Annotated in this window: 21 protein-coding genes; 14 read left to right on the top strand and 7 right to left on the bottom strand. The window is 54.4% G+C overall.

Annotated elements, in window-relative coordinates; all coding sequences use genetic code 11:
* Window positions 1-102 precede the first annotated feature (102 nt).
* The gene (locus ACLD11_RS18725; RefSeq protein ID WP_079944865.1) at window positions 103-1,812 is read left to right on the top strand and encodes a DUF4153 domain-containing protein; all 1,710 of its coding nucleotides are present in this window, start codon (window positions 103-105) and stop codon (window positions 1,810-1,812) included.
* A gap of 110 nt (window positions 1,813-1,922) precedes the next feature.
* Here ACLD11_RS18725 and hslO read toward each other — a convergent pair whose 3' ends face one another.
* The 4 genes from hslO to igaA all read right to left on the bottom strand — a co-directional run bounded on the left by hslO (window position 1,923) and on the right by igaA (window position 6,103).
* Window positions 1,923-2,801 carry an Hsp33 family molecular chaperone HslO gene (gene hslO, locus ACLD11_RS18720; RefSeq protein ID WP_001135571.1) on the bottom strand — a complete coding sequence of 293 codons (879 nt, stop codon included), beginning with the start codon at window positions 2,799-2,801 and terminating at the stop codon, window positions 1,923-1,925.
* Window positions 2,802-2,825: 24 nt separating this feature from the next.
* Window positions 2,826-3,227 (bottom strand): ribosome-associated heat shock protein Hsp15, encoded by a 402-nt coding sequence (gene hslR / locus ACLD11_RS18715; protein WP_000660721.1) that lies wholly within the window; start codon window positions 3,225-3,227, stop codon window positions 2,826-2,828.
* 10 nt (window positions 3,228-3,237) lie between these two features.
* Window positions 3,238-3,906, bottom strand: coding sequence for a GMP/IMP nucleotidase (gene yrfG / locus ACLD11_RS18710; RefSeq protein ID WP_411015244.1), 669 nt, complete (start codon window positions 3,904-3,906; stop codon window positions 3,238-3,240).
* Between the two features lie 64 nt (window positions 3,907-3,970).
* Window positions 3,971-6,103 (bottom strand): intracellular growth attenuator protein IgaA, encoded by a 2,133-nt coding sequence (gene igaA, locus ACLD11_RS18705; RefSeq protein WP_000104092.1) that lies wholly within the window; start codon window positions 6,101-6,103, stop codon window positions 3,971-3,973.
* A 322-nt stretch (window positions 6,104-6,425) separates the two neighbouring features.
* Here igaA and nudE point away from each other — a divergent pair, with 322 nt between their 5' ends.
* A complete protein-coding gene (nudE, locus tag ACLD11_RS18700; protein ID WP_000045725.1) occupies window positions 6,426-6,989 on the top strand; it encodes an ADP compounds hydrolase NudE in 564 nt (187 codons plus the stop codon).
* A gap of 95 nt (window positions 6,990-7,084) precedes the next feature.
* Here nudE and mrcA read toward each other — a convergent pair whose 3' ends face one another.
* Entirely contained in the window at window positions 7,085-9,637 is a 2,553-nt protein-coding gene (mrcA, locus tag ACLD11_RS18695) for a peptidoglycan glycosyltransferase/peptidoglycan DD-transpeptidase MrcA (RefSeq protein ID WP_411015243.1), read from the bottom strand.
* 120 nt (window positions 9,638-9,757) lie between these two features.
* On the opposite strand from mrcA, the gene ACLD11_RS18690 reads away from it, so the two are divergent.
* The 12 genes from ACLD11_RS18690 (at window position 9,758) to trpS (ending at window position 20,043) form a co-directional block, all read left to right on the top strand.
* Window positions 9,758-10,537: a DNA utilization protein HofM gene (locus ACLD11_RS18690; protein WP_411015242.1), complete on the top strand. Its 780-nt coding sequence runs from the start codon at window positions 9,758-9,760 to the stop codon at window positions 10,535-10,537.
* Entirely contained in the window at window positions 10,537-11,076 is a 540-nt protein-coding gene (locus ACLD11_RS18685; protein ID WP_411015241.1) for a PilN domain-containing protein, read from the top strand. The genes ACLD11_RS18690 and ACLD11_RS18685 overlap by 1 nt, the downstream gene beginning before the upstream one ends.
* Window positions 11,060-11,533 (top strand): hypothetical protein, encoded by a 474-nt coding sequence (locus ACLD11_RS18680; protein WP_411015240.1) that lies wholly within the window; start codon window positions 11,060-11,062, stop codon window positions 11,531-11,533. Before ACLD11_RS18685 ends, ACLD11_RS18680 begins: the two co-directional genes overlap by 17 nt.
* Entirely contained in the window at window positions 11,523-11,924 is a 402-nt protein-coding gene (locus ACLD11_RS18675) for a HofP DNA utilization family protein (RefSeq protein WP_411015239.1), read from the top strand. Before ACLD11_RS18680 ends, ACLD11_RS18675 begins: the two co-directional genes overlap by 11 nt.
* The gene (gene hofQ / locus ACLD11_RS18670; RefSeq protein ID WP_017441586.1) at window positions 11,839-13,077 is read left to right on the top strand and encodes a DNA uptake porin HofQ; all 1,239 of its coding nucleotides are present in this window, start codon (window positions 11,839-11,841) and stop codon (window positions 13,075-13,077) included. The genes ACLD11_RS18675 and hofQ overlap by 86 nt, the downstream gene beginning before the upstream one ends.
* Before the next feature lie 464 nt (window positions 13,078-13,541).
* Window positions 13,542-14,063 carry a shikimate kinase AroK gene (aroK, locus tag ACLD11_RS18665; protein ID WP_000818621.1) on the top strand — a complete coding sequence of 174 codons (522 nt, stop codon included), beginning with the start codon at window positions 13,542-13,544 and terminating at the stop codon, window positions 14,061-14,063.
* 56 nt (window positions 14,064-14,119) lie between these two features.
* Entirely contained in the window at window positions 14,120-15,208 is a 1,089-nt protein-coding gene (gene aroB, locus ACLD11_RS18660; RefSeq protein WP_000439824.1) for a 3-dehydroquinate synthase, read from the top strand.
* A gap of 97 nt (window positions 15,209-15,305) precedes the next feature.
* On the top strand, window positions 15,306-16,583 hold the full coding sequence (gene damX / locus ACLD11_RS18655; protein ID WP_000343142.1) for a cell division protein DamX: 1,278 nt from the start codon (window positions 15,306-15,308) through the stop codon (window positions 16,581-16,583).
* A gap of 180 nt (window positions 16,584-16,763) precedes the next feature.
* Window positions 16,764-17,600 carry an adenine-specific DNA-methyltransferase gene (gene dam / locus ACLD11_RS18650; protein ID WP_000742132.1) on the top strand — a complete coding sequence of 279 codons (837 nt, stop codon included), beginning with the start codon at window positions 16,764-16,766 and terminating at the stop codon, window positions 17,598-17,600.
* A 17-nt stretch (window positions 17,601-17,617) separates the two neighbouring features.
* Complete coding sequence (rpe, locus tag ACLD11_RS18645; protein ID WP_000816287.1) at window positions 17,618-18,295, top strand: ribulose-phosphate 3-epimerase; 678 nt, start codon at window positions 17,618-17,620, stop codon at window positions 18,293-18,295.
* Window positions 18,288-19,046: a phosphoglycolate phosphatase gene (gene gph, locus ACLD11_RS18640; protein WP_411015238.1), complete on the top strand. Its 759-nt coding sequence runs from the start codon at window positions 18,288-18,290 to the stop codon at window positions 19,044-19,046. The genes rpe and gph overlap by 8 nt, the downstream gene beginning before the upstream one ends.
* Complete coding sequence (gene trpS, locus ACLD11_RS18635) at window positions 19,039-20,043, top strand: tryptophan--tRNA ligase (protein ID WP_000165562.1); 1,005 nt, start codon at window positions 19,039-19,041, stop codon at window positions 20,041-20,043. The genes gph and trpS overlap by 8 nt, the downstream gene beginning before the upstream one ends.
* A 143-nt stretch (window positions 20,044-20,186) precedes the next feature.
* Here trpS and ACLD11_RS18630 read toward each other — a convergent pair whose 3' ends face one another.
* Window positions 20,187-20,357 (bottom strand): YhfL family protein, encoded by a 171-nt coding sequence (locus tag ACLD11_RS18630; RefSeq protein WP_000472323.1) that lies wholly within the window; start codon window positions 20,355-20,357, stop codon window positions 20,187-20,189.
* A 193-nt stretch (window positions 20,358-20,550) separates the two neighbouring features.
* A partial coding sequence (locus ACLD11_RS18625; protein ID WP_411015237.1) for an autotransporter outer membrane beta-barrel domain-containing protein occupies window positions 20,551-22,372 on the bottom strand: 1,822 nt, incomplete at its 5' end.

Below are 22,372 nucleotides of genomic sequence, written 5' to 3'. Positions count from 1 at the left end.
TCGATTCACCTCTCTGCGTTTTTTTCTGAATTATGCATGACGACGCCTGGCGGTGAACAGATGATGCAATAATGCGACTTTCTCATCATTCTGGATAACGACATGGAAAGTGTAGCGCTTTCACGTACTACTCGCTGGGGGATGTTGCTCACCGGTTTGCTGCAGGGCGTCTTGTGCTACCTGCTGATGGCCTGGCTGGTACCACAAAATAGCGACTGGCTGTTCTATGGTATGCCTGCGACGATAGCGTTGTCGTCAATGCTATTGCTTACCGTGGTCTCTTTTAAACAGCGCGCGCTGTGGGGCTGGCTGGGGCTGATCTTTGTGGTCGTGCTGGCAATGAGCGTCTGGCTGAAATGGCAGGTTGAGACGGTGGAGAAATGGCGCCTGGCCGAGCTCCTCTGGCTGTATGGTCTCCGGCTTGTGTTGATGGCGATGCTGGTATTACCCTGGATGCAATATCAGCTACATTCGCAAACCGGTTCGGCGCGTTATCCCCAGTTTTATCTGCGGTTATGGCATAACGTACTGACATTGTTTATCGTCCTGGTCGCTAACGGACTGTTCTGGCTGGTGCTTCTGCTCTGGAGCGCGCTATTCAGGCTGGTGGGCATCCGCTTTTTCAGCACCCTTTTCTTTGAAACTGAAGCCTTTATTTATGTGACCATCGGCCTGATTACGGCGCTGGCGGTCATTCTCGCCCGCACGCAGTCGCGCCTTGTGGCGGCGGTGCAAAAGCTGCTGACGCTGATCGCGACGGGTTTACTGCCGGTGGTGTCGCTGCTGGCATTGCTGTTTATTGTGACGTTACCCTTTACTGGACTGGAGGCGATTTCTGCGCGTGTTTCCGCTGCGGGGCTGCTATCCACGCTGACGCTGATGCTGCTGCTCCTCGTGGCGATTGTCAACGAACCGCAAAAGCGCGTATTACCCTATCCGCGCGTACTACGCGGCATGATTAGCGCCTCGCTGTGGGTTGCCCCGATATATATGCTGCTGGCGGGCTGGGCGTTATGGGTACGCATTCAGCAATACGGCTGGACGCCGGATCGTCTGTATGGCGCACTGACGGTGTCTGTCTTGCTGGTATGGTCCTTCGGTTATCTGATCGGTCTGTTACGCCGCGGACGCGACCCTGGTGAGTGGCAAGGCAAGGTGATACTGAGCGTCTCTTTGTTAACGCTGGTGATATTGCTGTTGCTGGCCTCACCTGTACTTGATGTCTGGCGTATTAGCGTCAACAGCCATATGGCGCGTTACCATAGCGGTAAAATTACTGCGGATCAGATCAGTCTGTATATGCTGGATCACAGCGGCAAACCAGGCCAGGAAGCGCTGAAATCGTTGCGGGATGATGAGGCGTTTACGCAGAACAGAAAGCGCAATCGTGAACTGATGACGTTTTTGCAGAGAAATAAGGTCTCTCCGACGGCGGACGATTTAGCGCGGGTGGTGATGATTGCGCCCGGTAGTCAGAAGCCGGATGCCGCATTTTGGGCGTTTGTCAAAGAGCAGAGTTATTCGGGCGCTTCCTGCCTTGAACCGGATGCCTGCGTGCTGGTGAGTCAGGATCTTAACGGTGACGGTCAGCCTGAGCAGGTGCTGTATAACTTTATTGTTGCCGAGAGCCAGGTCTACGGCTTAAAAGAGGGGAAATGGACGCAGAAAGCGTTCGCCCGACTGCCGGACGGGTTTTCTAAGACGCAACTGTTGCACGCGATTGCCGGGCATCAGTTAGACTCAGCCCCCAAAGCCTGGCGCGATATCATTGTTGATGGTCAGCGGTTGGATGTGGATTACTACAACGAGTAAGCTTTTTGCCGGATGGCGGCATAAATGCCTTATCCGGCCTACGGAGCGGGATGCTGTAGGCCAGATAAGCGCAGCGCCATCAGGCAATGACGTTGCTGACTACGAGGCGATTAGTGAACCTGTGGATCGGCAGGAGAGGCGTTGTTACGGATCTCCGCGATATCCATCGCATTGAACAGATAATGATTGCCGCAGTAATCGCAGTGCATATCGATTTCGCCTTCTTCCGCCAGAATGCTGTCCACTTCTTCATCCGGCAATGTTTTCAGCGCGCCCGCGCAACGTTCGCGTGAACAGGTGCATTTGAATTCAACATCTTGCGGATCGTAGAGCGTGACTTCTTCTTCGTGATACAAACGCCACAGCACGTCATTTGCCGGTAACGTCAGCAGCTCTTCGCTTTTAATGGTTTCCGTCAACATAGCCAGATGGTCGAAATCCTCCGCCTGCGCGTTCTGTGCCGGCATCACCTGGAGCAACATTCCACCTGCCGCCGGTTTACCGTCGACATCGCCGGTACGGATAAACAGGCGCGTCGGCAACTGCTCGGAGCGCAGGAAGTAATCTTCCAGGCACGCCGCCAGAGTATCGCCTTCCAGACCCACCACGCCCTGATAGCGCTCACCCTCTTCCGGCGTAATGGTGATCACCAGATAGCCGTTGCCAACCAGCGTTTTGAGATCCGCATTGTCAGGGATGTCGCCCTGAACGCGAGCCACGCCGCGCATCTGCTGCTGATTATTGCCATTGATCACCGCCAGGCTTAACGGCCCGTCGCCCTGGAGCTGTACCGTAATGTCACCGGCAAACTTCAGCGTTGCGGTCAGCAGGCTAGTGGCGACCAGCAGTTCGGCCAGCACGGTTTTCACCGGCTGCGGGTAGGTATGATTGTCGAGGATCTGTTGCAAGGTTTCCGAAACGGTCACCAGTTCGCCGCGAACGGCAAAGTTTTCAAACAGATAACGATGTAATTGGTCATGTTGCGGCATAATCATCTCTCTTGCGGGTGACAGTTATTCGCTGTCGCCGTGTTTAAATCGTAACAGGTCGCGGCGCTCTTTCTTGTCCGGTCGCCTGTCCGGATGCGGCATGGTCAGGGCGTTAAGCTTGCGCGCCTGCGCCATTTTTTCGCGTTTTTCCACGCTTTCCGCCGTCTCTTCATACAGAGCGACGGCTTCGCTGGCCGGACGGCGCTGTTCGGTGATGGCTTTAACGATCACCGTCCGTTCGTCATTTCCCTGACGCAGGGTAAGGGTTGCGTTCAGCTCGACGATTTTGCTCGGCTTACTGCGCTGGCCGTTGTAATGCACCTTACCGCCTTCAATCATCTCGCGGGCCAGCGCGCGGGTTTTATAAAAACGCGCGGCCCACAGCCATTTATCCAGTCTGACCTCAACGGAGGACTTTTCTTTCATGGCGTCTCCTTCACATCAGCGAGGGGATCAGACGGCGGTAGTCGTTCAGGGACGGATGGCGCGTATAGTGCTTTTCCGCCAGGCCGGAATCGGGATTCGTCACGCCAAGACAGTAGCGAATACCAAACCGGGCGGCGGCGTCGAGAATCGGTTCGCTGTCATCGATAAACAGCGTTTTCTCTGCGCTTATTCCCGTTTCCTCAGTGACAGCGCGCCATAACCGCTGATCCTCTTTGGGATAACCAAATGTGTGGGTGGAAAGTAATAAATCAAGGTGTGAGGCCAGACCGGTATGCTCCAGCTTCACCGCCAGGTTATGTGGATGCGCATTGGTGAGCAGAACCCGACGTTTCCCGCTGGCTTTTAACGCATTCAGAAACGGTACGGTATCGTCGCGCAAAACGGCGCGCGGCCCTTGCGCCGTCGTCATGGCGCAAATATCCAGACCCAGACGCTCGCTCCAGTAATCCAGACAGTACCAGTTTAGCGTATGCTGTACGGCATGATACTGCTGGCGAATATATTCCTGCGCGTCCTGCGGCGAAATACCCTGCTGCGCGCCGTAGGTTTCCGGTACCAGCTTTTGCCAGAAATAGTTATCGAACGCGAGATCGAGCAGCGTGCCGTCCATATCCAGCAAAACGGTATCCACGTTTTGCCAGTCAATATCAATATGCATGGGGAACTCCAGGGTAACGCAATTTGCGCGACAGGGTAGCATACCCTGTCGCACGGCGGCGCTATCAGATGAGATTTTCCGGAGAGACGGTTAACCTGGGATTGAGGCAGCTTTCATAGTATTCCTGGATGTCCGCCATACGGGTACGGTGGCGTTGATAACGTCTGAACGCCTGAATGCCGTTGTAGACCGCGCTCACTATCATTGCCAGCATCAGCAGCGTGGTACCGAGGTAACGCCACCAGCCGGATTTATCGGGGATACGATGCAGGCTGATATGCTGCGTGCCGTTGGCATCGGTATACACGCTGGTGACAATGCCCTCGGCGCTAAATGGCGTCTGCATGAGCGTTTGCGCCAGACGCTGGAAGGCGCTCCACTGTTCCTGCGCGGGATAGTCATACAGCGGCGTTGACGGCCAGGCCTGATCAACCAGTTCGCTGCCTTCATCGCTGGCGATCAGGAATCCGCCGGGAGCGGGGCTATTCAGCGACTGGGCGGCACGCGCGGTCTCGCGAGAAATAAACGGCGCCGTTGAGGTCGTGACCAGATTTTCCAGCGACTCTGCGCTTACGGGGCGTAGCAGTACGTTGACGCCGTCCAGTTTGCCGGCGTTCGCGCGTTTCACCAGCGCGTTCCAGTCCTTACTGTTACCGAGATTAACCAGCGCATTTTTCAGGCGCACGCACTCGTCTTCCGCCGCGCACAAATCAGCAGTTTTCAGAACAATATCGCCAAAGTCATCTAATAATACCATGCCCGATTTTTGGATCGCGGAGCGTAAAGATGCGCTGACGCGCGAGTCGTCTTCGGGTTTTGGATGGAGCTGACGATTTACCGCCTGGCTTAGCGCCATCGCTTTATTCACCAGGTCTGATTCCGGCAGCGGTAGCGCAGGCGCGTCATTCCAGATGATTTGCGAGCAATCGAACGGCATAAACGGTGAGTTAGACTGGCCGCTCCAGGTCGCGCCGGAATGAATATTACACATTCCTTTACCGCTCAGGTGCAGCGTATCGCCCACCCGCACGCCAGCTTTTTCAAGCTGTTTTACCGTTGTCGCTTCAATGGTTTGCGCGCCTTTCATCCACGATAGCGTGAACTTGATTGGCATATCCAGCGGGATCCAGAACAGCAGCATAAACAACACCAGCAGCGAACCGATAGCAATAACAGTGCTGCGTAACCAGTGCTGCAACGGAAAGTTTTTCACTTCATCATGCAGGGATAAAAACCGGCCCTGGCGGGCGACATGGCGATCAAGGTAAATATCAATATCCGTTTGTTGCCCAAGATCCTGCGTAATGTAGGGTTGCCAGTGGGCAGGGTAAATAAGGTCGATGATGCCCAGGGATATATTGTTAATCTGCTCCTGATTATTCTCCCCAAACAGTCCCCAGCGGCGGGGCGTTCCCCGCAGACAGTGAATTTCCCGCAGCGCGCTTTTCGACGGCGGCGCAAAAAGTCCCCAAAGTCCGGCTGCCAACAGCAGGATAGCGCCGCCTATCATCCACGGTACAAAAACGTCTGGCGTTATCAGGCAGAAAAAGAATAACAAAAAGGAGGCGACGATTAACAACGCTTCGCGCAAGCCAGCCGGGCGGCTGAGCGCATATTCTTCGTGGGTCTCCTGACGGATATTCAACAGCTCAATCTGCTCGCTCTCTTCGCCGCGAATCGACGCCTGCGTAGAGGCCGTATTCTGTAGCGCGTAGCCGCGCGACTCCTGCATATACTCTTGCAGCGTATGGCCGTTTAAAGAGATCACCAGCGGCAGCGTATCCGTGAGGATCAGCTCAACGTTGTTTTCATCATTGATGTACTGTTCCCAGAAAGGCGGCAGATGGACTTCGACGGAGTCGAGGTAGTAGCGCCATTTATTAGGATCGTCAGTGGTAATGCCGTAGCGGGTGATGGAGTGGGTCAGTATCACGACACTGTTGCTTTCCGCGTTCAGCGTCAGCGAGATGGGCGCAGCACTGGCGCCTGTCGGCCCCGGAACTTGCTGGATCTGGCTAAGGTTATCGAGATAGTTTTCTACCGCGCTGCGCTCTTCGGGCAACAGTTTACGCGTTTGCGCGTCCTGAAAGGCGCTGATCCACGGTAAGCTCCCTCGTCTGGACTTTACCCGGAACCGCCATATTGCCAGTAGAGAGCAGGCCAGCAAAGCAGCTATAAAAATCAGAATGGTGCTCATGCTTTCCCCATCTTACTAAGTCTGTCAGGCGTGGTCAGTCGCACCCTGTCCAATAAACATTTTTCTGTGGTTGGCTATCGGCAAGCGTGGAGTTGAACTTGAGCATTGTAAAGCGCATCCCAGTGAAGGCAAATCATAGCAATACCACCAAAAACGGAATATCAGCAAATTCCTGGAGTTATTTCAACCTATTGACTTTTAATTTGAAATAAGAATTAATTTTTATTACGTTACATAAATGTAAATAAACGGCAATTCGCATTGCCGAAACCGTGCGGTATGTCGCACAATGACCACAGATTACACTGCAAAGATTCTCACAATGAGCAAATCATTACAAAAACCCACCATTCTGAAAGTGGAAACCGTCGCACAATCCCGACTGTTTAACGTAGAAAGCGTGGATCTGGAGTTCAGCAACGGCGTGCGTCGCGTGTATGAACGTATGCGACCATCAACCCGTGAGGCGGTAATGATTGTGCCGATCGTTGATGAGCATCTGATTCTTATTCGTGAGTATGCGGTGGGAACCGAATCCTATGAGCTGGGCTTCTCGAAAGGATTGATCGACCCGGGCGAGACCGTTTTTGAAGCGGCGAACCGGGAGCTCAAAGAAGAGGTCGGGTTTGGTGCGCATAACCTGACCTTCTTAAAAAAACTCAGCATGGCGCCCTCTTATTTTTCCAGCAAAATGAATATTGTGGTGGCGGAAGATCTCTATCCGGAGTCGCTGGAAGGCGACGAGCCTGAGCCATTGCCGCAGGTACGCTGGCCGCTGGCGCATTTAATGGATCTGCTGGAAGACCCCGATTTTAACGAGGCCCGCAACGTCAGCGCGCTGTTTCTGGTACGCGAGTGGTTGAAAGCGCAGGGCCGAATTGCCTGATGGCGCGGCGTTGATCAAGCTAACGGAAAGTTCGTCTCCCCGTTCGCCGTCATCCGCTAAACACAATAAAAAAGGCGCCGGAGCGCCTTTTTTGATCAGAACAGTTCGTGTGTTTCACCATTATCAATAATGGTGGTTCCCACCTCGTGTACCGCCTGTTGTGTCGGCTGCGTGCCTTCGATGAAATACTCTTCACGGCTGTTACCGCCGCTCGCCAGTTGTCCGGTACTGCGGTCGATATTCACCGTGACGATGCCCGGCGGCGGCGTTAGCGGCTGTTCCGGCACGCCTTCCAGCACGGCTTTCATATAGGCGTCCCATGCAGGTTGCGCGCTCTTCGCGCCGCCCTCATAGCCGGAGATTTGATCTTTGATCGCGCCGGAAGCGGTGGTGCGGCCTAAATCACGGCGGTGATCGTCAAAGCCGATCCATACGGAAGTGACGACGCCAGGACCATAGCCGGAGAACCATGCGTCTTTCGAGCTGTTGGTCGTACCGGTTTTGCCGCCGATATCGCGACGTTTAAGGTCGCGCGCCGCACGCCAGCCGGTACCCATCCAGCCGGGTTCGCCGAAGATATTGGTGTTCAGCGCGCTTTTGATCAGAAACGCCAGCGGCGTATTGATCACATGCGGCGCGTACTCCTGCGTGCCGTTTTGCGCGACCAGCGCCTGGTTTGCCTGTTCCAGCTCAGGCATCGGTACGGCGCTGTTTTGCTGCTCTTGCGAAACCGCGACCTCTTCCACATTGGTGTTTTCCAGCACGTCGGATTTCTGCGTATTGCCGTAAATGACCGGGATATCGCACTCCGGGCAGGCGATTTTCGGTTTCGCTTCGAAGATCACGCCGCCCTGATCGTTCTCAATCTTGCTGATGAAATACGGGTCGATCAGGAAACCGCCGTTCGCCATCACCGCATAACCGCGTGCAACCTGCATCGGCGTGAAGGAGGCGGAGCCCAGCGCCAGCGATTCGGTATGCACGATATTCTGCGCCGGGAAGCCGAAGCGTTGCAGATACTCCGCCGCATAGTCGACGCCCATGGCGCGCATGGCGCGTACCATCACCACGTTTTTCGACTGCCCCAGCCCCTGGCGTAAACGAATCGGTCCGGCGTACTGCGGCGGGGAGTTTTTCGGACGCCAGTCTGAACCTGCCCCGGCGTCCCAGCGGGAAATCGGCACATCGTTGAGCATACTGGCGAGCGTCAGCCCTTTATCCATTGCGGCGGTGTAGAGGAACGGTTTGATGTTCGACCCCACCTGACGCAAAGCTTGCGTCGCGCGGTTAAATTTACTCTGATTAAAATCGAAACCGCCGACCAGCGCCAGTACCGCGCCAGTTTGCGGGTTAAGCGAAACCAGCGCGGAGTTCACTTCCGGTACCTGCGCCAGCCACCAGTCGTTATCCACCTGACGAACCCAGATTTGCTGACCTGTCTGGACGACATCGGTAACTTTACGCGGCGTCGGCCCTTGCTGTGTATCCGAGCGGTAAGGCCGCGCCCAACGCATTCCTTCCATATGTAGCGAAACGGACGTACCGTCGGCAAGCGCAGCGGTCGCCTCTTGCGGATTAGCGCTGGTGACCACGGCGGGAAGCAGCGGTCCGTAGGTCGGCAACGCTTTCAACGTATCGGTAATTTTTTTACTGTCCCACGCCGTTTCGCCCACTTTCCATAGCACATTCGCCGGGCCGCGATAACCGTGGCGCATGTCATAGTCCAGCACGTTATTACGCACAGACTGTTGCGCGGCCTGCTGCACTTTGCGGGTGATGGTCGTGTAAATACGATAACCATCTTCGTAAGCGCTTTCGCCATAACGGTTATACATTTCCTGGCGCACCATTTCCGACAGATAAGGCGCGAAGAAGGCGATTTCCGGCGCGTGATAATTTGCGTCGATAGGTTCGCTACGGGCCTGATCGTACTGCGCCTGAGTGATATATCCCTCGCTTAACATTCGCGAAAGCACTACGTTACGGCGCGCTATCGCCCGATCCATCGAGTAGAGCGGGTTAAAGGTAGAAGGCGCTTTAGGTAGTCCGGCGATAACCGCCATTTCGCTTAGGCTAAGCTGGTCGACCGTCTTACCAAAGTAGACCTGTGCCGCCGCGCCAACGCCATAGGCGCGGTAGCCGAGATAGATCTTGTTCAGATAGAGTTCGAGGATCTCATTTTTATTCAGCAACTGCTCAATACGAATCGCCAGAAACGCTTCCTTGATCTTGCGCATCAGCGTGCGTTCGGGGCTAAGGAAGAAGTTTCGCGCCAGTTGCTGGGTAATGGTACTTGCTCCCTGCGATGCGTGACCGGAGAAGAGCGCGACGCTGGCCGCACGGAAAATACCTACCGGGTCAATGCCGTGATGCTCATAAAAGCGGCTATCTTCGGTGGCGATAAAGGCGTTGATCATTTCCGGCGGAATTTGATCGAGCGTAACGGGAATACGACGTTTTTCGCCATATTGCGCGATAAGTTCGCCATCCGCGCTGTAAACCTGCATCGGAATTTGCAAACGCACATCTTTCAATGTCGCGACGTCAGGTAGCTGCGGCTCAATATAGCGATAAAGGCCATAAATCGAGCCTGCTCCCAGCAGGATGCAACATACTGCAAGGATCAATAAATACTTTACGAACTTCACTGGAGATTTCCCATTTAGTGTCATTTGGGCAGTTTATAAACAAACGCGCGGTAGTATAAAGGCAAGCCAGACGCATTGATATACCCGTTAACGCGACGGGTGATAAGGAGATCGACCGTTATGGCTTTTAAAACCTGGCAAATAGGATTGCATATTCAGCAGCATGAAGCGCTGGCCATCGCCGTTATTCGCGGCGCATCGGGCTGGGCCCTGCAACGTTGGTGGCGACTGCCGCTGATGAACGCCTCGACGGCAGAGGGTACGATTCCTGACCCGCAATCGCTGGCTCACGTACTGCGACCCTGGAGCCGTGAGCTGCCGCTACGTCACCGTATTTATCTCTCTTTTCCCGCAAATCGGACATTGCAACGCGCTTTTCCACATCCGCCGATGCGTCTGCGGGAACGTGAGCAAGTCGCATGGCTTTCACAAACGATGGCGCGTGAGCTGGATATGGATCCGGACTTATTGCGTTTCGACTTTCAGGATGATGCGCTGAGCCCCGCGTTCAACGTTACCGCCGTGCAAAGCAAAGAAATTTCAGCGCTGTTAACGCTGGCGCAAACGCTCAATGTGCGCATCGCTGCTGTAACGCCCGATGCCTGCGCGTTACAGCGCTTGCTGCCGTTTATACCTTCGGGGCGGCAATGTCTGGTCTGGCGCGATGAGAGCCAGTGGCTGTGGGCGACGCGCTATGCGTGGGGGCGTAAATCGGCGCGCGAGGCGACGACGCTGCATGACCTTGCCGCGACGTTATCCGTCGTGCCGGAACATATTTCGTTATGCGCCGAAGGCGAATTCGACCCCTGGCGCGCCGTTACCGTCCGCCAACCGCCGGTTCCGCCGGACGGTTATCGCTTTGCGATTGCGCTGGGTTTAGCCATGGGGGAGATACGCTGATGGCGCATTTTGTCAATTTGCTCCCCTGGCGGCGCCAACATTACGTAGCGCGTCTGCGGCTGTGGTGCGTGGTATGGGGCGCGTCCCTGCTGCTGATAGCAAGCCTCGCGACGATCGCCCGGTTGGTTTTTTGGCAGGAGGGGAGGATTAACGAGCTGCTACTGACGGCGGAAAACGGACGCACGACAGCGCTTGCGGCGAACATACCGCAGTTGCAGCAACGTCAGCGACAGCAACAGGCGCGATTACAACGTCAGGCGCAGCGTGAACTGACGCAAGCCTGGCAATCTACCTTGACTGACCTTGCCAACCTGTTGCCAGAGCAGGCATGGCTGACAAGCCTCAATTATCAGCAAGAGACGCTAGAGCTGGAAGGGCTGGCGAGAACGTTTGACGCCCTGCTCACGCTTGAGACATCGCTTCGTCACTATGTCAGTTTTCCGCTAAACCGCACGGGCACCACGCGGCAGGATGCGCAAGGGCGCTGGCAGTTCCATTATCAGTTAACGAGGAGCGCCGCCCGTGAACGCGCTCTTTGATATCTGGTACGGGATGTCGCGCCGTGGTCGGGTTTTTTGTTGGTGTGCAGGGGTGCTGTGCCTGACGCTGACGGTCGCGTTATCTGTGGGCTATCCCGGCTGGAAAACGCTGGATACGCAACAAACGCGGTTAAGCCAGCAGCGCGAGGCCGCCCGGCAACAGTGGCGTCATCTGCGCCGTCTGAGCGTCGCGGCTGAACCGCTTTTCGGGCATACCGTTGAAAATCCGCGTCCTTTTTCGCCGTTAGATTTCCAGGCGCCTCCTCTGCGTTTGCTGCACTGGCAGCCATCGGCGCAGGGGGGAGAAATGGCGCTGAAAACGTCCTGGGATGCGGTGCCGTCGCTGTTTGTCCGGTTGGCCGAAAGCGAGATGATCGTAAGTCGGTTTTCATTGCGTAAAGAGGGGGCGGAATTATTGATGACGCTGCAACTGGAGCGCCTGGCGAATGAAGGTTAGCCGCGGTGTATTGCTCTGTTTTTGTTTGCTGACGTTGACGGGAATGCGCGATCCCTTCCGCCCGCCGGAAGATCGCTGCTGGATAGCCGAACTCTCGCAGTGGCGGTATCAGGGCGCGGTGCGTAAAGGCGAGCGATGGACAGGCATTCTTAAAGATAGCCAGCAAAAATGGCGGCGAGTGGAAGAAGGGCAGACGCTGGAAAACGGTTGGACGATTGTCCGCCTGACGGCGGAAGCCTTAACGTTAACGACCGGTAAAAATTGTGCGCCGCCGCAGTGGCGGTGGCTACGTCAGGGAGCGGACAATGAAGCGATGGATAGCCATAATACTGATAGCCTTGATGCCCGCCGCGCAGGCGGGAAAAGCGGCGAAAGTGACGCTGGTGGTTGACGACGTCCCTGTGGTGCAGGTTTTGCAGGCTTTAGCCGAACAGGAGCGGCAGAATCTGGTGGTGTCGCCGGACGTCAGCGGGACATTATCGCTACATCTGACGGATGTGCCGTGGAAACAGGCGCTGCAGACGGTGGTCAATAGCGCGGGGCTGGTGCTGCGTCAGGAGGGGAATATTCTCCATGTTCATTCACAGGCCTGGCAGAAAGAACACAGTGCGCGGCAGGATGCCGAGCGGTTAAGGCTTCAGGCTAATTTACCGCTGGAAAACCGCAGCATTAGCCTGCAATACGCCGATGCCGGCGAACTGGCGAAAGCGGGCGAGAAACTCCTGAGCGCGAAGGGAACCATCATGGTCGATAAGCGCACCAACCGCCTGCTGTTGCGCGATAACCGCGCGGCCCTGGCGGAGCTGGAAAAATGGGTATCGCAAATGGATCTGCCGGTGGCGCAGGTGGAGCTGGCGGCGCATATCGTCACCATTAACGAAAAGAGTCTACGGGAACTGGGCGTAAAGTGGACGCTGGCTGACGCGACGCAAGCGGGCGCAGTGGGTGACGTGACGACGCTTTCCAGTGATTTATCCGTCGCCGCCGCCACCTCACGCGTCGGGTTTAACATCGGGCGCATTAACGGACGCTTGCTGGATCTGGAACTGTCAGCGCTGGAGCAAAAGCAGCAGTTGGATATTATCGCCAGCCCCCGGCTGCTGGCTTCGCATCTGCAGCCAGCCAGTATCAAGCAAGGCAGCGAAATTCCTTATCAGGTTTCCAGCGGCGAAAGCGGCGCGACCTCCGTTGAATTTAAAGAAGCGGTGCTGGGAATGGAGGTGACACCCACCGTTTTGCAAAAAGGGCGCATCCGCCTGAAGTTACATATCAGCCAGAATGTTCCCGGTCAGGTACTACAACAGGCTGACGGCGAAGTGCTGGCGATAGATAAACAGGAAATTGAAACGCAGGTAGAGGTAAAAAGCGGCGAGACGCTGGCGCTGGGCGGCATTTTTTCGCGAAAAAATAAATCGGGTAGCGATAGCGTGCCGCTGTTGGGGGATATTCCCTGGCTTGGTCAGCTCTTCCGCCATGACGGCAAAGAGGACGAGCGACGCGAATTAGTGGTGTTTATCACCCCCAGACTGGTGGCGACAGAATAATTTATGCATAAAAAAGCGCTGTTTTTGCACTGAACGCATCTGCGGGATTTGACGTGCGGATGTATTTAGCATACAAGGAGTACCGATTTGAGAGTCGTGCTTTTCGTTGCTTACGCATTGATTAATGCGCTTTGCCTTGCCGAAGGTGTGCATAAGACCGATGATAAACGGCTGAATGTCCGCTGATGCAGACGTATTGGTTCTGCGGATTGCGCACAATTGTTTGAAAGTAGAGCAATTTGTAGGCCGGATATGTTGTTCTGGTCGCCATCCGGCAACGCTAACTCGGGTTTTGCAACAATCAGGCTTGGTGATTTATTCAGTTGCCAAACCCGCTTGAGTATTGAGATAATTTTCAGTCTGACTCTCGCAATATCTTATGAGGTTTCAGTTCATGTCCTGCTGCGCTGGGTGTCTGTGAAGCGGGTTTACCATTAACGAATAGTCTTAGTAGTACCGAAAAAATGGCAGAGAAACGCAATATCTTTCTGGTTGGGCCTATGGGTGCCGGAAAAAGCACTATTGGGCGCCAGTTAGCTCAACAACTCAATATGGAATTTTACGATTCTGATCAAGAGATTGAGAAACGAACCGGAGCTGATGTGGGCTGGGTCTTCGATGTTGAAGGTGAAGACGGCTTCCGTAATCGTGAAGAAAAAGTTATCAACGAATTGACGGAAAAACAGGGTATTGTGCTGGCAACCGGCGGTGGCTCTGTAAAATCGCGTGAAACGCGTAACCGTCTCTCCGCGCGTGGCGTCGTGGTCTACCTTGAAACGACCATCGAAAAACAACTGGCGCGCACGCAGCGTGATAAAAAACGCCCGCTGTTGCAGGTTGAAGCACCGCCTCGCGAAGTTCTGGAAGCGCTGGCTAACGAACGCAATCCGCTGTACGAAGAGATTGCCGACGTCACCATTCGCACCGACGATCAAAGCGCTAAGGTTGTGGCAAACCAGATTATTCATATGCTGGAAAGCAACTAATTCAAGCAGAATACGCTGGGTAAGCGGGCACAAGTAACTAAGGTGGATGTCGCGTCATGGAGAGGATTACAGTCACTCTCGGGGAACGTAGTTACCCGATCACCATCGCGGCTGGTTTGTTTAACGAACCAGCTTCATTCTTGCCGCTGAAATCAGGCGATCAGGTCATGTTAGTGACCAACGAAACCCTGGCGCCGCTTTATCTGGACAAGGTTCGCGGCGTACTCGAACGGGCGGGCGTTAACGTAGACAGCGTGATTCTTCCTGACGGCGAGCAGTATAAGAGCCTGACGGTGCTGGATACGGTGTTTACGGCGTTACTGAAAAAACCGCATGGTCGTGATACCACGCTGGTCGCGCTTGGCGGCGGCGTGATTGGCGATCTCACCGGTTTTGCGGCGGCCAGCTACCAGCGAGGCGTTCGTTTCATCCAGGTGCCAACTACCTTACTGTCGCAGGTTGATTCTTCCGTGGGCGGGAAAACCGCCGTCAACCATCCCCTTGGCAAAAACATGATTGGCGCGTTTTACCAACCCGCTTCTGTGGTTGTCGATCTTGATTGCCTGAAAACGCTTCCCGCACGCGAACTGGCATCGGGACTGGCAGAGGTGATCAAATACGGCATTATACTCGACGCAGACTTCTTCACCTGGCTTGAGGGTAATCTGGATGCGCTATTGCGTCTGGACGGCCCGGCGATGGCGTACTGTATTCGTCGTTGTTGCGAGCTGAAAGCCGAAGTTGTTGCCGCCGACGAGCGTGAAGCGGGCTTACGTGCTTTACTGAATCTTGGACATACCTTTGGCCACGCCATTGAAGCGGAAATGGGATATGGCAATTGGTTACATGGTGAAGCCGTTGCCGCAGGTATAGTGATGGCTGCGCGCGCATCCGAGCGTTTGGGGCAGTTCAGTTCTGCTGATACGCAGCGCATCATCGCTCTACTCGAACGGGCCGGGTTGCCAGTCAATGGCCCTTGCGAGATGTCCGCGCAGGACTATTTGCCGCACATGCTGCGAGATAAAAAAGTGTTAGCGGGGGAGCTGCGTTTAGTGCTTCCGCTGGCCATAGGGAAAAGTGAAGTGCGCGGCGGAGTGTCGCACGAAGTCGTTCTTAGCGCGATTGCTGACTGTCAGCAGGCGTAACAACAAGAAAGGTCAGACTGATATTACGTAGCTGTCAGTCTTTTAGCTTCAGGTTATGTGCAATGTCGTAAGCATTAACCTTTGAGTGGGGTGTTAAATGGATGAATTCAAACCAGAAGACGAGCTGAAACCCGATCCCAGCGATCGTCGTACTGGTCGTTCTCGTCAATCTTCAGAACGCGATAATGAGCCGCAGATCAACTTTGATGACGTTGATCTGGATGCCGACGATCGCCGTCCGACGCGTACGCGTAAAGCGCGTAGTGAAGAACCTGAAGTTGAAGAAGAGTACGAATCCGATGAAGACGATACGGTGGATGAAGAGCGTGTTGAACGCCGTCCACGTAAGCGTAAAAAAGCGGCCCATAAGCCAGCCTCTCGTCAGTACATGATGATGGGCGTTGGCGTGCTGGTGCTGCTGCTATTGATTATCGGTATCGGCTCCGCGCTGAAAGCCCCCTCAACGTCTTCCAGCGAGCCGTCGGCCTCTGGCGAAAAGAGTATCGATCTTTCCGGTAACGCCGCCGATCAGGCGAATGCGACCCAGCCTGCGCCGGGCGCCACCTCCGCAGAACAAACCGCGGGCAATACGTCGCAGGATATTTCGTTGCCGCCGATTTCTTCAACGCCGACGCAGGGACAGTCGCCTGTGGTCGCTGACGGTCAGCAGCGCGTGGAAGTGCAGGGCGATCTGAATAATGCGCTGACGCAGAATCCAGAGCAGATGAACAATGTTGCGGTGAACTCTACGTTGCCGACAGAGCCTGCAACCGTCGCGCCAGTTCGCAATGGCAGCACGACGCGTCAGGCGGCGGTTAGCGAACCTGCTGAGCGTCATACCACGCGTCCGGAACGTAAACAGGCCGTCATTGAACCTAAGAAACCGCAGACCACGGCGAAAACCACGACTGCGGAACCGAAGAAACCGGTCGCGCCAGTGAAACGCACGGAACCGGCAGCGCCAGCCGCGACGCCGAAAGCGACCACCACGACGGCTGCGCCGACAGCGACGGCAAGTGCTGCGCCGGTACAAACCGCGAAGCCAGCGCAAGCCTCGACGACGCCTGTCGCAGGCGGCGGGAAAAGCGCCGGCAACGTTGGCGCGTTAAAGAGCGCGCCATCCAGCCACTACACATTGCAGCTCAGTAGTTCTTCAAATTACGACAACCTGAACGGTTGGGCGAAGAAAGAGAATCTGAAAAATTATGTGGTATACGAGACAACGCGTAATGGACAACCGTGGTATGTGTTGGTAACGGGGATGTATGCTTCGAAAGAAGACGCTAAACGTGCGGTGTCTACCTTACCTGCCGATGTGCAGGCGAAAAACCCGTGGGCAAAACCGTTGCATCAGGTTCAGGCCGATCTGAAATAATCCAGGCTGTGTCCTGCAATTGCCTGTGAGTGTCGCTGACAGCTATTTTTGTTCAGGACAGGCGCGAGGGGCGCATTTGCTACCGTCAAATGCGCCGTAAAGCAACGCGGCACAGCCTAAAGCGCAGGATGCTGTCGGAGCTTTCTCCACAGCCGGAGAAGGTGTAATTAGTTAGTCAGCATGAAAAAAAATCGCGCTTTTTTGAAGTGGGCAGGGGGAAAATACCCTCTGCTTGATGATATCAAACGACATTTGCCAAAAGGCGAGTGCCTTGTCGAACCTTTTGTGGGTGCCGGATCGGTGTTTCTTAACACCGACTTTTCTCGTTATATCCTCGCCGATATCAACAGCGACCTTATTAGCCTCTATAACATCGTGAAGTTACGTACTGACGAGTACGTACAGGCTTCGCGCGAGCTGTTTATGCCTGAAACTAACCAGGCTGAGGTCTATTACCAACTCCGTGAGGAGTTCAACACCTGCCAGGACCCCTTTCGTCGGGCGGTACTGTTTTTATATCTGAACCGCTACGGTTATAACGGACTCTGTCGCTATAACTTACGCGGGGAATTTAATGTACCGTTTGGTCGTTATAAAAGACCTTACTTCCCGGAAGCGGAGTTGTACCACTTTGCAGAAAAAGCGCAGAATGCGTTCTTTTACTGTGAGTCATACGCAGACAGTATGGCGCGTGCGGACAAGTCATCGGTGGTCTATTGCGATCCGCCTTATGCGCCGTTGTCCGCCACGGCTAACTTCACAGCGTATCACACCAATAGTTTTAGCCTGACGCAACAAGCGCATCTGGCGGAAATCGCTGAGAATCTGGTCAGTAACCGGATACCGGTGCTCATTTCCAACCATGATACGGCGCTCACACGCGAGTGGTATCAACTCGCAAAATTGCATGTCGTCAAAGTTAGACGCAGTATAAGCAGCAACGGCGGCACACGTAAAAAGGTGGATGAACTGCTGGCTCTGTACCAACCAGGAGTCGCAACGCCTGCAAGAAAATAATTCTCAAGGAGAAGCGGATGAAACAGTATTTGATTGCCCCCTCAATTCTGTCGGCTGATTTTGCTCGCCTGGGTGAAGACACCGCAAAAGCGCTGGCTGCCGGTGCTGATGTTGTACACTTTGACGTCATGGATAATCACTATGTGCCGAACCTGACTATCGGCCCGATGGTGCTGAAATCCCTGCGCCAATACGGTATTACCGCGCCTATTGATGTCCACCTGATGGTCAAGCCAGTCGACCGTATCGTGCCCGACTTTGCCGCCGCTGGCGCGAGCATCATTACCTTTCACCCGGAAGCCTCCGAACATGTTGACCGCACGCTACAACTGATTAAAGAACACGGTTGTAAAGCGGGGCTGGTATTCAACCCGGCAACGTCGCTCAGTTATCTCGATTACGTCATGGACAAACTGGATGTGATCCTGCTGATGTCCGTGAATCCAGGCTTCGGCGGCCAGTCTTTTATTCCGCAGACGCTGGATAAACTGCGCGAAGTGCGTCGCCGCATTGATGCGTCCGGTTACGACATTCGCCTGGAAGTGGATGGCGGCGTGAAGGTGAACAATATCGGCGAGATTGCCGCAGCAGGCGCGGACATGTTTGTTGCGGGGTCAGCAATTTTCGATAAGCCCGACTACAAAAAAGTGATTGATGAAATGCGCAGTGAGCTGGCAAAGGTAACTCATGGATAAGTTGCAGAATATTCGGGGCGTTGCCTTTGATCTTGACGGCACGCTGGTGGATAGCGCGCCGGATCTTGCCGCGGCGGTGGATATGGCGCTGTATGCGCTGGAATTGCCGGTTGCCGGAGAAGAACGCGTTATCACCTGGATTGGTAACGGTGCAGATGTACTGATGGAGCGCGCGCTGGCGTGGTCTCGTCAGGAGCGTGCCACGCTGCGTAAGACGACGGGTAAACCGCCCGTTGATGAAGATATTCCTGCCGAGGAGCAGGTACGCATTCTGCGTAAACTGTTCGACAGGTATTATGGCGAAGTGGCAAAAGAAGGCACCTTTTTATTTCCGCATGTCGCCGACACGCTGGGCGCGCTGCACGCCAGCGGATTGTCATTAGGTCTGGTGACGAATAAGCCGACGCCGTTCGTCGCGCCGTTGCTGGAGTCGCTTGATATCGCCAAATACTTTAGTGTGGTTATCGGCGGCGATGATGTGCAAAATAAGAAGCCGCATCCGGAGCCGCTGTTGCTGGTGGCAAGCCGACTGGGCATGATGCCGGAGCAGATGCTTTTTGTCGGCGATTCGCGTAATGATATTCAGGCTGCAAAAGCGGCGGGCTGCCCTTCGGTTGGCCTGACATACGGCTACAATTATGGCGAAGCGATCGCCCTTAGCGAGCCGGACGTCATTTATGACAGTTTTAACGATCTTTTGCCCGCACTTGGGCTTCCGCATAGCGATAACCAGGAAATAAAAAATGACTAAGCCCATCGTTTTTAGTGGCGCACAGCCCTCAGGTGAATTGACCATTGGCAACTATATGGGGGCATTGCGTCAGTGGGTAAACATGCAGGATGACTATCATTGCATCTACTGCATTGTAGACCAACATGCTATTACCGTGCGTCAGGACGCGCAGCAGCTACGTAAAGCGACGCTGGATACGCTGGCGCTGTACCTGGCATGTGGTATTGATCCTGAAAAGAGCACTATTTTCGTTCAGTCCCATGTGCCGGAACATGCGCAGCTTGGCTGGGCGCTGAACTGCTATACCTATTTCGGCGAGCTGAGCCGTATGACGCAGTTTAAAGATAAATCTGCGCGCTATGCGGAAAACATTAACGCCGGCCTGTTTGATTATCCGGTGCTGATGGCGGCAGACATCCTGTTGTATCAAACCAATCTGGTGCCGGTAGGCGAAGATCAGAAGCAGCATCTGGAACTGAGCCGCGATATCGCCCAGCGTTTTAACGGGCTGTATGGCGATATTTTCAAAGTACCGGAACCGTTTATTCCAAAATCCGGCGCGCGCGTGATGTCGTTGCTGGAGCCGACGAAGAAAATGTCCAAATCGGACGATAACCGTAATAACGTGATCGGCCTGCTGGAAGATCCGAAATCGGTAGTGAAGAAAATCAAACGTGCGGTCACTGACTCCGACGAGCCGCCGGTAGTGCGTTATGATGTGAAAGAGAAAGCGGGTGTCTCTAACCTGCTGGATATTCTTTCCGCCGTGACCGGTCAGAGCATTCCTGAACTGGAAAAACAGTTTGAAGGTAAAATGTATGGCCATTTGAAAGGCGAAGTCGCGGAGGCGGTTTCCGGAATGCTGTCTGAGTTGCAGGAGCGCTATCACCGTTTCCGCAACGACGAAGCGTTTTTGCAGAAGGTGATGAAAGACGGGGCGGAAAAAGCCAGCGCACGTGCGGCCGAAACGCTGAAAGCCGTTTACGAAGCCATTGGCTTTGTGGCGAAACCGTAACGGTTATTGCTTGCCCGATGGCGCGAGCTTATCGGGCCTACAAACGAGCGTAAGTTGGACAAGGCACCTGCGCCGTACTGTTTATCAGACCTGTAAAAAAACCGGGAAATCCCGGTTTTTTTGTATCTGCGCAGTTGTTTCTATTATTGATCGGCAGCCGGGCCGCAACCACCAATAATTTTAGAAATAGAAATTGCAGGGTGCAGCAAATAATCGTAGCTACAGTTATTTTTTTTGTTTTCGATATGACCAGTACAGGCGGTGAGCGTTGCCAGAACCCCTGCCACAACGGCAATTTTTACAAATTTGAACATGTCAAAATCCTTGTTGATAAAACAAACACTACTGGTGGAATAAGTATAAGATCTATTTAGCGTATAGTACGATAGCAATTAATAAACCATGCAGGTAGTCCAAATAAGGACTTCATCTTTACCAGTAAATATGATTTAAAAAAGGCCGCTTAATAATAAGCGGCCTGTATTAGTGTTATATAATGTCGTTTATTTAACGAAATGTTTTCTTAACGTTAAGCATAAAGCCTTTATCGCTGATACCGTCTTCCTTCCACTGGTAGGCATCCAGATGTAGCGCGGTATCATTGCTGCTGTATTTCACGCCGATGGTTGCCAGGCCATTAACGCCGCCGCCTTTTTGACCGTCATCCATGCCGAACGATTGACCCGCCGCACCCTGTAATGACGCTGTACGCTGGCTCTTGCTGTAGCTCAGGTTCGGGCCGCCTTCCAGGGTAGCGGTGGCGCTCCAGCCGTCTTTCCCGGCGTAATCCAGCTTCAGACCGACAATAGAGTCTACCGCCGTTTCGTTGCCAGAGTTCATGGACAGGTTAAAATCTCCGGCGCTGTGCTCTTTATAGCCATCTTCCAGAGTGTGACGGAATTTCACCCCGGCATACGGCGTGACTTTCAGCGTATCACTCATCAGGGTGAAGGTTTTTGCCCCTTCGCTGCGGAACTCAAGGTACTGCTGACGTACGTCGGAATCCGCCACCTTGTTGGTATCGCCATACGAGACGAAACGGCTGCTGTCGAGATTGTGGACGTCATAACGCAGGCTGTTATTCCACGCCAGACCGTCATCAAACGCCATGCTGTGCTTCAGACCAAAGAACTGACTGTAGCCGCCGGTCAGGCCGTTATCGCCCGCGGTTTTCGAACCGTCGCCATCCAGACGCGCAATACCGTACTCCAGCGTCAGATTCTGGCTGGCGGTGAGATCCAACGTCTGGCGTAATGCCAGCATGTCGTATTGGGTGTCATTGCCCAGCTCCGCGCGCGGGTCGCCTTTCGCCACCACGTTAAACGCCAGGCCGTCTTTAATCTGCGGGGCGGCGTCGGCCAGCATGTTGAAGCGGTTACTGAGGATGCGCGCTTCGCGGAACACGGTAGTTGCCTGAGCGCCGCTCACCTGTTTCAGGGCGTTGTTCAGTTCGGCGGTGGTACCCACGTTGAGGCTGGTGTACAGCTCGTTGTTGGTGTAACCGGCGTCCAGCGCACTTGCCACGCCAGAAACGCTGGCGTCGGTGGCCACATCGGCATAGGCGTTTTTGGTCATCGTGACGTCAACGTTACCGTCGCTGTCAGTACTTCCCTGTGCGTTCCACACCACGGTAGTGGACTGGATGGCGCCTGCGTCAGACAGGTTGCTGCCTTCGACTACGTTGTCAAAGCTGACGGTGGTGTCGGCGGTGCCTGCGGTAAAACCGGTGTTAATCTCCACGCCATTCATGCTGGCATTGCTGACCATCAACTTACCGGCGCTGCCATCAGCGCTGGTGCCGACCACATAGCCCGACAGGTTGTTGGTGGCAGATGAATCTGCACTGTCGCTGGTGGTAACGGTTGTCGTGCCATCGGTAATGGTGGGTTCCGTGGGGGCAGTGAATTCAACGTAATGCACTTCCGTACCGTCACCTTTTTCGCCGCTGCCTTCAATGGTTTTACCGTCCTGCTTGATAAATCCGGAGCCGGTCACGTTGTCATCAATGTAGACCGTGCCGTTGTTGACGATATGGCCGTTACTGCCCATCTGGCTGAAGGCGTAGGAGTTGCTGGCGTAAATATTGATGGTACCGTTGTTTTCGATCACCGCATCGGATTTTGCATCGGATTCCAACTGCATCCCGACCATGCCGGTTTGCGTGGTGCCTACTGTACCTACATTGATAGTGCCGTTATTGACCATCTTCGCGCTGCCGTGCGCGGACATCGCCACATTGTTGGTTTTATCAATGTTGATGGTGCCGTCGTTAATCGCTTTACTGCCGCCATTATTTTTCGAGGTAGTGACCTGTCCGTTAATGACGCCA

Source organism: Salmonella sp. 741265116_PST, assembly GCF_046567715.1.
Classification (GTDB): domain Bacteria; phylum Pseudomonadota; class Gammaproteobacteria; order Enterobacterales; family Enterobacteriaceae; genus Salmonella; species Salmonella enterica.
The sequence above is the reverse complement of the archived record's forward strand: the minus strand, read 5'-3'. Positions and strand labels throughout refer to the sequence as shown.

Excerpts from the sequence above, each read along its gene's own strand:
- ACLD11_RS18725 (WP_079944865.1), top strand. The coding sequence starts at position 103 with ATGGAAAGTGTAGCGCTTTCACGTACTACTCGCTGGGGGATGTTGCTC.
- hslO (WP_001135571.1), bottom strand. The coding sequence starts at position 2,801 with ATGCCGCAACATGACCAATTACATCGTTATCTGTTTGAAAACTTTGCC.
- hslR (WP_000660721.1), bottom strand. The coding sequence starts at position 3,227 with ATGAAAGAAAAGTCCTCCGTTGAGGTCAGACTGGATAAATGGCTGTGG.
- yrfG (WP_411015244.1), bottom strand. The coding sequence starts at position 3,906 with ATGCATATTGATATTGACTGGCAAAACGTGGATACCGTTTTGCTGGAT.
- igaA (WP_000104092.1), bottom strand. The coding sequence starts at position 6,103 with ATGAGCACCATTCTGATTTTTATAGCTGCTTTGCTGGCCTGCTCTCTA.
- nudE (WP_000045725.1), top strand. The coding sequence starts at position 6,426 with ATGAGCAAATCATTACAAAAACCCACCATTCTGAAAGTGGAAACCGTC.
- ACLD11_RS18690 (WP_411015242.1), top strand. The coding sequence starts at position 9,758 with ATGGCTTTTAAAACCTGGCAAATAGGATTGCATATTCAGCAGCATGAA.
- ACLD11_RS18685 (WP_411015241.1), top strand. The coding sequence starts at position 10,537 with ATGGCGCATTTTGTCAATTTGCTCCCCTGGCGGCGCCAACATTACGTA.
- ACLD11_RS18675 (WP_411015239.1), top strand. The coding sequence starts at position 11,523 with ATGAAGGTTAGCCGCGGTGTATTGCTCTGTTTTTGTTTGCTGACGTTG.
- hofQ (WP_017441586.1), top strand. The coding sequence starts at position 11,839 with ATGAAGCGATGGATAGCCATAATACTGATAGCCTTGATGCCCGCCGCG.
- aroK (WP_000818621.1), top strand. The coding sequence starts at position 13,542 with ATGGCAGAGAAACGCAATATCTTTCTGGTTGGGCCTATGGGTGCCGGA.
- aroB (WP_000439824.1), top strand. The coding sequence starts at position 14,120 with ATGGAGAGGATTACAGTCACTCTCGGGGAACGTAGTTACCCGATCACC.
- damX (WP_000343142.1), top strand. The coding sequence starts at position 15,306 with ATGGATGAATTCAAACCAGAAGACGAGCTGAAACCCGATCCCAGCGAT.
- dam (WP_000742132.1), top strand. The coding sequence starts at position 16,764 with ATGAAAAAAAATCGCGCTTTTTTGAAGTGGGCAGGGGGAAAATACCCT.
- rpe (WP_000816287.1), top strand. The coding sequence starts at position 17,618 with ATGAAACAGTATTTGATTGCCCCCTCAATTCTGTCGGCTGATTTTGCT.
- gph (WP_411015238.1), top strand. The coding sequence starts at position 18,288 with ATGGATAAGTTGCAGAATATTCGGGGCGTTGCCTTTGATCTTGACGGC.
- trpS (WP_000165562.1), top strand. The coding sequence starts at position 19,039 with ATGACTAAGCCCATCGTTTTTAGTGGCGCACAGCCCTCAGGTGAATTG.
- ACLD11_RS18630 (WP_000472323.1), bottom strand. The coding sequence starts at position 20,357 with ATGTTCAAATTTGTAAAAATTGCCGTTGTGGCAGGGGTTCTGGCAACG.